This is a genomic window from Pseudomonas juntendi (genome assembly GCF_009932375.1).
Classification (GTDB): Bacteria; Pseudomonadota; Gammaproteobacteria; order Pseudomonadales; family Pseudomonadaceae; genus Aquipseudomonas; species Aquipseudomonas juntendi.
In genome coordinates, this window is sequence record NZ_BLJG01000020.1 from 18,550 (window position 1) to 30,804 (window position 12,255).

Here is a 12,255-nt window from a genome sequence, read left to right on the forward strand (position 1 = left end):
GGCATGAGCCCAACCTGCAAGAAGGTGCTGTTCCGCCTGGAACAGGACGCCAACGGCTACCCACCGGCCTCGGTCGAAGGCCTTTGGGCCAAGGCTGTGGAAGGCGGCCATGCCGTGGACAACATCCCCTTTCATGTGTACGGCATCGCGCCGGGTGACCTTATCGGCACCTATGAAGAAGACGGCCAGACCTGGTTCGCCGAACTGCGCCAAAGCAGCGGCACCTCGGTGTTCCGGGTGCTGGTCAAGCCCCCGGAAACCCTCGATCAGGTTCGCGCTGCCTTGCAGGATTTCGGCTGCGCCTGTGAAACCGAGCAGTCGGTAAGACTGCTGGCCGTGGCAGTACCGCAACAGCGCTCAATCGACACCCTGCTCTACTACCTGCTCACCCAGCGCGAAGCCGGGCTGCTGGACTTCGAGGAAGGCGTACTCCGGCACGCCATCCCCGCCGAGTTCCGCTAGGGCTCAGGCCTCGGCCAGGCGCTTGGCAGGCTTGCGGAACACGAACAGCAGGCCGACCACGATCAACCCCATGCCCAGCAGGCTGAGCGGCGCCAGGCGGTTGCCGAAGATCAGCAAGTCCATCACCGCGGTCACCGCCGGCACCAGGTAGAACAGGCTGGTGACGTTGACCAGGTTACCCTTGGCGATCAGCCGATACAGCAGCAAGGTGGCCAGCAGCGAAACCACCAGGCCCATCCACAGCAAGGCAGCCACGAAACCCCCGGTCCACTGCACCTGTAAGGGTTGCAAGGGTGCGAACAGCGCGCACAGGGCAAAGCCGGCCAGGTACTGCAGCGGCAGCGTGCCCATGGGGTTGTCGGTGATGCGTTTTTGCAGGATCGAACCGCAGGTCATGCTGGCCAGCGCCAGCAGGGCGAACAGCATGCCCGCCAGCGACATCCCACCCAGGTTGAGCCCCTGGTACACCACCATGATCAAGCCGCTCAAGCCCAGCCCCAGGCCGAACAGGCGGCTGATCGAACGCTGGCGCTCCATCAGCACGACGGTGAGGATCGGTTGCACGCCCATGACCGTGGCCATGATGCCTGGCGTGACGTGGGTGTCGAGGGCCAGCAGATAGAAGATCTGGTAAGCCCCGAGCAACACGCAGCCAGTGCCCAGGGCACGCAGCATGGCGCCCTTACGGCGTGGCCAGCGCAGCCCCAGCAACGGCCCGATCAGCAACAGGCCCGCCAGGGCCAAGGCAGAGCGCAGCAGCAGGAAGGCGAACGGGCTGGCATGCGCCAGGCCAAGTTTGGAAACGATCGCCCCGCTGCTCCACAGCAGGACGAACAGGCTGGTAGTGGCCGCCGAGGCCACGGATGCTTTGTTGAAAAAGGACATGTATTGCCACCTGATGATAGGCAGATAAGCCAAGCGGACGGCCTGCGCTAAAGCGCACTAAGTAGCCGGCCGGGTTCAGTGGGTTGCGTGTGCGAAGGGACTCGGCCTAAGCCGATCAGCCCAACACGACCACGCAGCATGGCGGAGCTACGCCGCCTACGGCGCCACTGACAGGTGGTGGGTAATGACTGACCATGGCCGGCTGCTGGCTGCCACGCACGACCATGCCCGCGACTGGCGCGATGGCAAAGCTGGTGGTGGAGGGCTTGGCGGGCATGATTCAGGCTTCAGGGAAGGAAGTGTTGTGGAGAATAGCGGTGAATCCACGATTGGGCAATAGCGGGCGCCAGTGTGAGGTGAGCAGGCCTGTGCGCGGGTGAACCCGCGCACAGGCCTGCCTGCGCTCAGAACAACCAGCGGTAAAGCAGATAAGCCACGACCACCGCCAGCACCGGGCGCAAGACCCGGTAGGCCTTGGGGTTGGCCCGTTTGAACTGCTTCACATGGGTGCTGAGCTTGTTGGAGAAGCGCTTGCTCCAGGCATACGCCTGGTTGATGCCGCCCACCCGCTCGTCGTCGGTGTTCTGCGGCGCGGTGGCGCGGCCCAGGAAGGCACTGACCTTGCGGTTGATGCGGGTCATCAGCGGGCTGCTCAACGGCCGCTCGATGTCGCAGAACAGGATCACCCGGGTCACATCGGTCTCGTTTTTCACCCAGTGCACGTAGGTTTCATCGAACATCACGTCTTCGCCGTCCCGCCAGGCGTACTCCTGCCCATCGACGTAGATGCGGCAGGCGTCGGAGTTCGGCGTGGACAGGCCCAGGTGGTAACGCAACGAACCGGCGAATGGGTCGCGGTGCGGGTTCAGGTGGCTACCGCCAGGCAGCAGGGCGAACATCGCGCCCTTGACGTTGGGAATGCTGCTGACCAGTTCTACGGTTTTCGGGCACAGCGCCTCGGCCGATGGCAGCGGCTTGTCATACCACTTCAGGTAAAACCGCTTCCAGCCCTTCTTGAAGAACGAACCGAAGCCGGCGTCGTTGTCCTTTTCAGCGGCGCGGATATAGCCCTCGTCGAACAGGCGCATGGCCTCTTCGCGGATTTCCTGCCAGTTGTCTTTGAGCACATCCAGTTCCGGGAAGCGCTGGCGGTCCAGGTAGGGTTTGGACGGCACCCCGGAAAACAGGTACATCAAGGCGTTGTAGGGGGCGAACAGCGCCGAATGGTTGACGAACTGGCGCAACACCGGCAGGCGGGCCTTGCCGCGCAGGTGCACGAACAGCACGCTGCCGAAGAACACCAGCAAGACACCCGCCTTGGCTGCAAAGGATAAGGTCATGCATCACTCCTAGGGGAAGAAACAGGGCTGCGCGGCCTGCTTTCCTGAAAATCATCCTGCCATCATAAACCGATCCCGCCGCGGTACAAACCACCGGGGCGGGATCGTGTCGATGAAGATTGTGCAGTCAACCAGGCCGCCGAACATTGAGCCCGGTCAGCGGCATGGCCGGTTACTGCTGGTTTTCCTGGTCGCTGAACATGTCGCTGAACAGCATGCTCGACAAATAACGCTCGCCGGAATCGGGCAGCACCACGACGATGGTCTTGCCTTGCATTTCCGGTTTTTCCGCCAGGCGTACGGCCGCCGCCATGGCTGCGCCGCAAGAAATGCCGCAGAGAATGCCTTCTTCCTGCATCAGACGAATGGCCATGGCCTTGGCCTCTTCGTCGGCCACCGTCAGCACCTGGTCGACAATCGACAGGTCGAGGTTTTTCGGTACGAAGCCAGCCCCGATGCCCTGGATCTTGTGTGGGCTGGGCTTGAGCTCTTCGCCGGCCAGGGTCTGGGTGATCAGTGGCGAAGCCTCTGGCTCCACGGCCACCGACAGGATCGCCTTGCCCTGGGTATGCTTGATGTAGCGCGACACACCGGTGATGGTGCCGCCCGTGCCCACCCCCGCCACCAGCACGTCTACCGCGCCGTCGGTGTCGTTCCAGATTTCCGGGCCCGTGGTTTTTTCGTGAATGGCGGGGTTGGCCGGGTTTTCGAACTGGCCTGGCAGGAAGTACTGCGCCGGGTCTGAGGCCACGATTTCGTTGGCCTTGTCGATGGCGCCCTTCATGCCTTTGGCCGGCTCGGTCAGCACCAGTTCGGCGCCCAGCGCCTTCAGCACCTTGCGCCGTTCGAGGCTCATCGACGCGGGCATGGTCAGCATCAACTTGTAGCCACGCGCGGCGGCAACGAAGGCCAGGCCGATACCGGTGTTGCCCGAGGTGGGCTCGACTATGGTCATGCCCGGCTTGAGCCGGCCGCTGCTTTCGGCATCCCAGACCATGTTCGCGCCAATGCGGCACTTGACCGAGTAGCCCGGGTTGCGCCCCTCGATCTTGGCCAGGATGGTCACGCCACGCGGGGCGATCCGGTTGATCTGCACCAGCGGCGTGTTGCCGATGGAATGGGCGTTGTCTGCAAAGATACGGCTCATGGCAGGGGTCCTTGGCATGAAAGCGAGCAGGAAAAGACCTCAAGGGTAAGCCCCGGCCGTAGGCCCGTAAAGCCTGTTCGAACTCAGCCGGGCGCATTGCGGTCCACCGCACATCCTCCTGGGAGACACCCCGATGAAAGCCCGTTATCGCTGGCCGCTGATCGGCCTGGCCAGCCTGGTGGCGCTGCTGGTGGCGTTGCACCTGGCGCTGCCCTACCTGGTACGCGACTACCTCAACGACAAGCTGGCCGACATGGGCGACTACCGTGGCCACGTGGCCGACGTGGACCTGGCCTGGTGGCGCGGGGCCTACCGGATCAACGGCCTGCGGATCGTCAAGACCAGCGGCAAAGTGCCAGTGCCGCTGCTGGATGCACCGGTTATCGACCTGTCGGTCAGCTGGCACTCGCTGATCTACGACAAGGCCGTGGTGGCGAAAGTGATCTTCGAGCAGCCCGAACTGAACTTCGTCGACGGCGGCAACAAGCAGGCCTCGCAGACCGGCCAGGGCACTGACTGGCGGCAACAACTGGAAAAGCTGCTGCCGATTACCCTCGATGAAGTGCGTATCGACAATGGCACCCTGACCTTTCGCAATTTCAATTCCAACCCCCCGGTCAACCTCAAGGCAACCCGGCTGGACGCCACCATCAGCAACCTGACCAACGTGCGCGACAAGCAAGGCCGGCGCGACGCCAGCTTCGAGGGCACGGCGCTGATCGCCGGCAATGCCAAGGTCGAAAGCCGCGCCACTTTCGACCCGTTCAGTGACTTCGATGACTTCGAGTTCCGCCTGCGTGCCACCGGCATAGAACTGCGCAACCTGAATGACTTCGCCAGTGCCTACGGCAAGTTCGACTTCAGCGCAGGGCATGGTGACGTGGTCATCGAGGCCCAGGCGGAAAACGGCCGCCTCAATGGCTACATCAAACCTCTGCTGCGTGACGTGGACGTGTTCGACTGGCAGCAAGATGTCGAGGACAAGGACAAAGGCTTCTTCCGCTCGGTGTGGGAGGCCCTGGTGGGCGCCTCCGAGACGGTGCTGAAGAACCAGCCGAAAAACCAGTTCGCCACCCGGGTGGAGCTCAGCGGCAGCGTGCACAAGCAGAACATCAGCGCCTTCGAGGCCTTCCTGCAGATCCTGCGCAACGGCTTCATCCAGGCGTTCAATGCACGCTATGAGCAACCGGCGCCGAAGTCCGACTGAAACAGCGTGACGGGACATTCAGGGACTGAATACCCGGTCCGCGTTTGCAGCTGCCCGGGCCCGCGTTATAGTCGGTAACAAATCGAAAACAGGTGTTGGGCCATTCGCGGGCGCGCCCGCTCCCACAGGTACTTCCGCAGATTCAGAAGTTTGTGCAATTCCTGTGGGAGCGGGCGTGCCCGCGAAGAGGCCGGCACAGGCTTACAACAGAGGACAGCCCCATGAAGTTCGAAGGCACCCGCGACTACGTCGCCACAGACGACCTGAAACTGGCAGTAAACGCGGCCATCACCCTCGAACGCCCGCTGTTGGTCAAGGGCGAACCCGGCACCGGCAAGACCATGCTCGCCGAACAGCTGGCAGCTTCGTTCGGCGCGCGCCTGATCACTTGGCACATCAAGTCCACCACCAAGGCCCACCAGGGCCTCTACGAGTACGACGCGGTCAGCCGCCTGCGCGACTCGCAGCTGGGCGTGGACAAGGTCCATGACGTGCGCAACTACCTGAAGAAAGGCAAGCTGTGGGAGGCCTTCGAGGCCGAGGAGCGGGTCATCCTGCTGATCGACGAAATCGACAAGGCCGACATCGAGTTCCCCAACGACCTGTTGCAGGAACTGGACAAGATGGAGTTCTACGTTTACGAAATCGACGAGACCATCAAGGCCCGGCAGCGCCCGATCATCATCATTACCTCGAACAACGAAAAGGAACTGCCCGACGCCTTCCTGCGCCGCTGCTTCTTCCACTACATCGCCTTCCCCGACCGCAGCACCCTGCAGCAGATCGTCGACGTGCACTACCCGAACATCAGCCAGGCGCTGGTCAGCGAGGCGCTGGACGTGTTCTTCGACGTACGCAAGGTGCCTGGCCTGAAGAAAAAGCCTTCCACCTCCGAGCTGGTCGACTGGCTCAAGCTGCTGATGGCCGACAACATCGGTGAAGCGGTGCTGCGTGAACGCGACCCGACCAAGGCGATCCCGCCGCTGGCCGGTGCGCTGGTGAAGAACGAGCAGGACGTGCAACTGCTCGAGCGCCTGGCCTTCATGAGCCGGCGCGGCAACCGCTGACAGGAGCCGGGCCATGCTGCTCAACCTGTTCAATGAAATGCGAGCGGCCAAGGTGCCGGTGTCGGTGCGTGAACTGCTCGACCTGCACCAGGCCTTGCAAAAGCACGTGGTGTTCGCCGACATGGACGAATTCTATTACCTTGCCCGCGCCATTCTGGTGAAAGACGAACGCCACTTCGACAAGTTCGACCGCGCCTTCGCCGCTTACTTCAAAGGCCTGGAAAACCTCGACCAGCACATCGAGGCGCTGATTCCGGAAGACTGGCTGCGCAAGGAGTTCGAGCGCTCGCTCAGCGACGAAGAACGCGCGCAAATCCAGTCGCTGGGTGGCCTGGACAAGCTCATCGAGGCCTTCAAGCAGCGCCTGGAAGAGCAGAAGGAGCGCCACGCCGGCGGCAACAAGTGGATCGGCACCGGCGGCACCAGCCCGTTCGGTTCGGGCGGCTACAACCCCGAGGGCATCCGCGTGGGCGAGGCTGGCAAACGCCAGGGCAAGGCGGTGAAGGTCTGGGACCAGCGCGAGTACAAGAACCTCGACGACCAGGTGGAACTGGGCACGCGCAACATCAAGCTGGCCCTGCGCCGGCTGCGCAAGTTCGCCCGTGAAGGCGCCGCCGAAGAGCTCGACATCGACGGCACCATCGACCACACCGCGCGCGATGCCGGGTTGTTGAACATCCAGATGCGCCCGGAGCGGCGCAACACCGTGAAGCTGCTGTTGCTGTTCGACATCGGTGGTTCCATGGACGCCCACGTCAAGGTGTGCGAAGAACTGTTCTCGGCCTGCAAGACCGAGTTCAAGCACCTGGAGTATTACTACTTCCACAACTGCGTGTACGAGTCGGTTTGGAAGAACAACCTGCGCCGCACCTCGGAGCGGTTTTCCACGTTCGATCTGCTGCACAAGTATGGCGACGACTACAAAGTGATCTTCGTTGGCGATGCGGCCATGGCGCCTTACGAAATCACCCAGCCCGGTGGCAGCGTGGAGCACTGGAACGAAGAAGCCGGGTATGTGTGGCTGCAGCGTTTCATGGAGAAATTCAGGAAGATCATCTGGATCAACCCCTATCCCCGGCAGGCTTGGGACTACACCGCCTCGACCCACCTGGTGCGGGAGTTGATCGAGGACAAGATGTACCCACTGACCTTGCAGGGGTTGGAGGAAGGGATGCGGTATCTGTCCAAATGACGTACCTACGGGCTGCATACGAGCAGGTTATCGTAGGCGCCCGTAGACCGTAGGGTTCAATTGTTGACAGCGAAACGGCCTGATCATTATCGCAATCACTGACCACGCCACGATCGAATGTCTTCCTGTATCGGAGCAAGCAACTTTCTAGCAACCGAATTGATGCGGATATGAGCGCGTTCGCTCTCAAACTGAATCATATTCCTCCACTTGTATAGCTGCCACTCCAGACGCTGCCTTTGCTCTGGCGAAGGCGCCTGCAAGTGCGACTGAATTCTGGAAGGCATACTAACAAACAGCGAGCGCGCATCTTCAAACACTTTTCGGCTAAAGGCAAACAGCCCCAGCGGCGTCTCGGCTCGCGGATTACGCCTCAGCGCTTCAATATGATTAAGCACATTTGCCGCTTCAGCCGCTTCAATCTGCAGAGCATAATCCGGTGAGCGCTTAACAAGCTCCAAAAGTTCGCCGGGGCTGGATTGGTCGAGTTTAAACTTTGTTTCATTCCAGGTGAGTTTAAGAGAACGCCCCCTACCCGCCATAATTCGACTGGGCACCCGGGTCTTGCCTGTCGGGTCATTGTAGTTGACTGGATCACCACTGCAATACGCGTAGCCGTTTCCCCCCCCATCACCAAAGGGGCTTAAAGCATCTGACGAAGTAAATCTCATCAGGACCGGACTGTAAGAACGTCTCCCAGCACCGAGCGGATAGCACCCCGATATTCTATCAATACGTTCACCAGCATACCCAAGCGCAAAACATTCGATCAGCCGCGATGAAGAGTACCCATGCGGTGTGTAATCCATGTGGACACCTTATCAATTTTCAAGCCTACTCAAAATCAAGGTGGACTCAGAAAACAAGCCTAACGACCTCCTCTCAACAGGATAGTCAGTGCCCCACATGAATCAACTAGCAGAATTATCAGGCACGCGTAACCTGACCGTTACTCAAGCGCTTGCGCCCACTGCAGCCAAGGGTGAACTCAGATGACATCAGAAACACTACCGCGAGGTATAGTTCTAAACAAACGGTATCTGTGGGCTCTAGCGAAGACGGAAGAAGGGATAAGACCTGTCCAAGTGGGGGGCTGTGCCGGCCCTTTCGCGGGTAAACCCGCTCCTACAGGTATGGCGCAGGCCTGTGTGGGAGCGGGCGTGCCCGCGAAAGGGCCCGCAGCCTTACAACCACCGGCCCAAGTATTGCTGCTGCTCCCGCCACGCTTCATCCTGCACCACCGCCCTGAACCGTACCTGCGCCCCCGGCATGCACTGCGCCAGTTGCGCCAACGCCAGCGGCGTCAATGCCCCCAGGCGCGGGTAACCGCCAATGGTCTGCCGGTCATTGAGCAACACGATCGGTTGCCCGTCCGGCGGCACCTGCACCGCCCCCAGGGGAATGCCCTCGGAAATCATCGGCGCGCCCTGGTAGACCAGCTGCGGCCCCAGCAAGCGGATGCCCATGCGGTCGGCCCGGCTGTCCAGGGTCCAGTCCGTGTTGAATGCCTGGTACAGGCTGGTACCGCTGAAATCGCCGAGCTGCGCGCCCATCACCAGGTCGAGCACAGGCTTGTGGTGATAGCGCGGGCGCAACGCATCCGGCACTTCACGAAGGGTTGCCGGCGTACCCGCAAAAGCCAGCAGCTGGCCTTTACCAAGCGCAGCGCCCTGGCCGTCTGTACCGCCCAGCGCTTCGCGCACCACGGTGGCACAGCTGCCCAGCACCGCCTCGCCGCGAAACCCGCCAGGCGCCGCCAGGTACGCCCGAACGCCCTGCTTGGGCTGCTTCAGGGCCAAGCGCTGCCCTTTGCCCAAAGCAAAGCTGCGCCAGGGCGCTACCGGCTGATCATCAACTCGCGCATCCAGGTCGGCACCGGCCAGCGCCAGCACACAATCCTGCTGCGCCACCACACAGAAGCCACCCAGCGCGACCTCCACCACAGGTGCGGCCAGCGAATTGCCCAACAGCCAGTTGGCCCAGTACATCGCCACCCAGTCCAGCGCCCCGCCCTGGGTCACGCCCAGGTGCCGTACGCCGAAGCGCCCGGCGTCCTGCAACTGGCACAAGGCGTTGCTGGCCTCGATCGTCAACTGCTTCATCCTTGCGCCTCCACATCGCCGCCCAGGGCCAGAAACTCATCACGCGTAACCGCCACGAAACGCACCCGGTCACCGGGTTGCAACAGGCTATAACCCTCACGTTCATGGTCGAACAAACGCACCGGTGTACGCCCGATCAGGTTCCAGCCCCCCGGCGACACCGCCGGGTACGCTGCTGTCTGGCGCTCGGCAATACCCACGCTGCCCGCCGCCACCCGCTTGCGCGGGGTGCTCAGGCGGGGGCTGGCCAGGCGTTCATCGACCAGGCCCATGAAGCCGAACCCGGGGGCGAAGCCCAAGGCAAAAACCGGGTACTCGCGCTCGCTGTGCAAGCGGGCCACTTCACCCTCGGTCAAGCCGCTGCGGGCAGCCAGTACAGGCAGCTCCGGGCCGACGCTGGCGTGGTACCACACCGGGATCTCGTGGCGCCGGCCACCACTGCCGGCGTCAGGCTGCAAACCGTCCAGTGCCTGGGCGATCAGCGCCCTCGCCTCGGCCGGCGGCAGGTCGAAGTGCACCATCAGCGTGGTGTACGACGGCACCAAGTCCAGCAGGTGCTGGCCAAACGCTGCGCGCAAGCACTGGCTGGCAGCAAGCATCCACGGCATGTTGGCCTCGTCGATACGCTCGAACAGGCGCACCATCAGGCTGTCGACCGCGACCACTTCGATACGCAGCTTCATCATCGCTCCATGGCATCGAGGGCTTGGCGAATCTGCCGCACCGCTGCTACCGAACTGTCGTTGTCGCCATGCACACACAGTGTGCTGGCCGCCAGCTTCAAGGCACTGCCATCGTTCGCCACCAGCGTATCGCCACGGGCCAGGCGCTCGGCCTGCTCCACCACACGCGCCGGGTCGTGATGCACGGCGCCGGGCAGGCGCCGCGAGACCAGGTGGCCGCTGGCGGTATAGGCCCGGTCGGCGAATGCCTCGAACCACAGCGGCACGCCGATTTCATCGCCCAGCGCCTGGGCAGTACGGTTGTCGGCGGTGGCCATCAGCATCAGCGGCAGGTCGCTGCCGTAAGCCGCCACAGCTTCCAGCACGGTGCGCAGCTTGAGCGGGTCGGCCATCATGTCGTTGTACAGCGCACCATGCGGCTTGACATAGGCCACACGGCCGCCGAGCACCTTGCAGATGCCCTCCAGTGCGCCGATCTGGTAGTGCAGCAAATCGCGAATTTCCTCGGGGCTGCAGGCCATGGACCGGCGCCCGAAGCCGACCAGGTCCGGGTAGGCCGGGTGGGCACCGATCGCCACCCCGTGCTCCAGTGCCAGGGCCACGGTGCGGCGCATGATGCCAGGGTCACCGGCATGGTAACCGCAGGCGATGTTGGCGCAGTCGATGTAGGGCATGACCTCGGCATCCAGGCCCATGCGCCAGCTGCCAAAACTTTCACCCATGTCGCAATTGAGTAGCAGGCGTTCCACCACGCGGCCTCCGTTGTTGTCGTGCATGTGCCTACCTTACCGCGCTTGCAACTGTTTGCCGCGTGTTTCCGGCAGGCTCAGCGCTGCAACGATCACCACGCCATAGGACACGGCAGAAAACACACCGATACCCAGGCCCAGCGGCACCTGCTGGCCGAGCAAGCCAATCAGCAACGGGAACAGCGCCGCAACAACTTTGCCGATGTTGTAGCAGAAGCCCTGCCCCGAACCGCGGATACGTGTTGGGAACAGCTCTGTCAGGAACGCGCCCATGCCGCTGAAGATCCCCGAGGCGAAGAAGCCCAGCGGGAAGCCCAGCCACAGCATCACGCCATCGCTGACGGGCATCTGCGTGTACAGCAGCACGATGACGAACGAGCCCACGGCGAACAGGATGAAGTTCTTCTTACGCCCCAGCAGGTCGGACAGGTACGCACTGACGACGTAGCCCACATACGAACCAACGATCACCATCGCCAGATAGCCACCGGTTCCCAGCACGCTCAGGCCGCGTTCATTCTTGAGGAAGGTCGGCAACCAGGACGTGATGGCGTAGTAACCGCCCAGCGCGCCTGTGGTCAACAACGAGGCGCGCACGGTGGTCCAGAGCATGCCTGGGGCGAAAATCTCGTAGAAGTGCGACGGTGCCTCGGCCGCTGGCGTCGCCTTGGCCTGGCGGTAGACCTCCGGGTCCTTGACCAGGCGGCGCACGAAGATCACGAAGATGGCCGGCACCAGGCCCAACAGGAACAGTGCCCGCCAGGCCTGCTCAGGCGGCAGCCAGGAGAACAGCAGCGCATAGAGGATGGCGGTGAGGCCCCAGCCAATGGCCCACCCGGACTGCACCATGCCGACCGCCTTGCCACGGTCCTGGGCGCGGATCACTTCGCCGATCAGCACTGCGCCGGCGGTCCACTCGCCGCCGAAGCCGAAGCCCATCAAGGTTCGGGCGATCAGCAACTGCTGGTAGTTCTGGGCGAACCCGCAGAGAAAAGTGAAAAACGCAAACCACAGGACCGTCAGTTGCAGGGTACGTACGCGGCCGATGCGGTCGGAGAGTATACCGGCTATCCAGCCGCCCACCGCCGAGGCGATCAGCGTGCTGGTGTGGATCAGCCCGGCTTCAGTGGTGGTTATCCCCCACAGCATGATCAGCGTGGGGATGACGAAGCTGAGCATCTGGGTGTCCATGCCATCCAGGCCGTAGCCAATCTTGCAGCTCCAGAAGGTGCGCCGTTGCTGTGAGTCGATGTCGCGGTACCAGGCGAACGGCCCGGACGAAGGGGAAGAACTGACCTGCTGCTGCACGCCGGTGGGGTTCATGCTTGCCTCGGCTTGTTGGTATTGTTGTATGGGCGACCTGTACTGTCGCGGCCTGGGCCAATGTTCGGAGCCCGCGCGCGCTGCGTCCAACGAGAAAA

General features: G+C 62.6%; 13 protein-coding genes. 4 read left to right on the forward strand and 9 right to left on the reverse strand.

All coding sequences use genetic code 11. The features are described 5' to 3' along the window. The first annotated feature begins 3 nt into the window (after nt 1-3). Nucleotides 4-462 carry a DUF4265 domain-containing protein gene (locus GYA94_RS03130; protein ID WP_054881627.1) on the forward strand — a complete coding sequence of 153 codons (459 nt, stop codon included), beginning with the start codon at nt 4-6 and terminating at the stop codon, nt 460-462. A gap of 3 nt (nt 463-465) precedes the next feature. Here GYA94_RS03130 and GYA94_RS03135 read toward each other — a convergent pair whose 3' ends face one another. The 4 genes from GYA94_RS03135 to cysK all read right to left on the reverse strand — a co-directional run bounded on the left by GYA94_RS03135 (nt 466) and on the right by cysK (nt 3,834). Then, complete coding sequence (locus tag GYA94_RS03135; RefSeq protein WP_110677810.1) at nt 466-1,347, reverse strand: DMT family transporter; 882 nt, start codon at nt 1,345-1,347, stop codon at nt 466-468. A gap of 115 nt (nt 1,348-1,462) precedes the next feature. Next, nucleotides 1,463-1,624, reverse strand: coding sequence for a hypothetical protein (locus GYA94_RS03140; protein WP_009686782.1), 162 nt, complete (start codon nt 1,622-1,624; stop codon nt 1,463-1,465). 127 nt (nt 1,625-1,751) lie between these two features. Beyond that, nucleotides 1,752-2,687, reverse strand: coding sequence for an aspartyl/asparaginyl beta-hydroxylase domain-containing protein (locus tag GYA94_RS03145; protein WP_009686783.1), 936 nt, complete (start codon nt 2,685-2,687; stop codon nt 1,752-1,754). A 172-nt stretch (nt 2,688-2,859) separates the two neighbouring features. Then, entirely contained in the window at nt 2,860-3,834 is a 975-nt protein-coding gene (gene cysK / locus GYA94_RS03150; RefSeq protein WP_009686784.1) for a cysteine synthase A, read from the reverse strand. 133 nt (nt 3,835-3,967) lie between these two features. Between cysK and GYA94_RS03155 the strand changes: the two genes are divergently transcribed. The 3 genes from GYA94_RS03155 (at nt 3,968) to GYA94_RS03165 (ending at nt 7,300) form a co-directional block, all read left to right on the forward strand. Then, nucleotides 3,968-5,041 carry a DUF748 domain-containing protein gene (locus GYA94_RS03155; RefSeq protein WP_161891770.1) on the forward strand — a complete coding sequence of 358 codons (1,074 nt, stop codon included), beginning with the start codon at nt 3,968-3,970 and terminating at the stop codon, nt 5,039-5,041. Between the two features lie 221 nt (nt 5,042-5,262). Then, entirely contained in the window at nt 5,263-6,108 is an 846-nt protein-coding gene (locus tag GYA94_RS03160) for an AAA family ATPase (RefSeq protein ID WP_009686786.1), read from the forward strand. A gap of 13 nt (nt 6,109-6,121) precedes the next feature. Next, entirely contained in the window at nt 6,122-7,300 is a 1,179-nt protein-coding gene (locus tag GYA94_RS03165) for a vWA domain-containing protein (RefSeq protein WP_009686787.1), read from the forward strand. A gap of 95 nt (nt 7,301-7,395) precedes the next feature. Here the strand turns inward: GYA94_RS03165 and GYA94_RS28470 are convergent, their stop codons facing one another. The 5 genes from GYA94_RS28470 to GYA94_RS03190 form a co-directional block, all read right to left on the reverse strand. Next, complete coding sequence (locus tag GYA94_RS28470) at nt 7,396-8,109, reverse strand: RHS repeat-associated core domain-containing protein (RefSeq protein ID WP_161891771.1); 714 nt, start codon at nt 8,107-8,109, stop codon at nt 7,396-7,398. 375 nt (nt 8,110-8,484) lie between these two features. After that, nucleotides 8,485-9,402: a 5-oxoprolinase subunit C family protein gene (locus GYA94_RS03175; RefSeq protein ID WP_161891772.1), complete on the reverse strand. Its 918-nt coding sequence runs from the start codon at nt 9,400-9,402 to the stop codon at nt 8,485-8,487. Next, nucleotides 9,399-10,085: a 5-oxoprolinase subunit PxpB gene (gene pxpB, locus GYA94_RS03180; RefSeq protein ID WP_009686789.1), complete on the reverse strand. Its 687-nt coding sequence runs from the start codon at nt 10,083-10,085 to the stop codon at nt 9,399-9,401. The genes GYA94_RS03175 and pxpB overlap by 4 nt, the downstream gene beginning before the upstream one ends. Further along, the gene (locus tag GYA94_RS03185) at nt 10,085-10,861 is read right to left on the reverse strand and encodes a 5-oxoprolinase subunit PxpA (RefSeq protein ID WP_110677825.1); all 777 of its coding nucleotides are present in this window, start codon (nt 10,859-10,861) and stop codon (nt 10,085-10,087) included. Before GYA94_RS03185 ends, pxpB begins: the two co-directional genes overlap by 1 nt. Before the next feature lie 9 nt (nt 10,862-10,870). Next, complete coding sequence (locus GYA94_RS03190; RefSeq protein ID WP_054905135.1) at nt 10,871-12,157, reverse strand: MFS transporter; 1,287 nt, start codon at nt 12,155-12,157, stop codon at nt 10,871-10,873. Nucleotides 12,158-12,255: the final 98 nt, after the last annotated feature.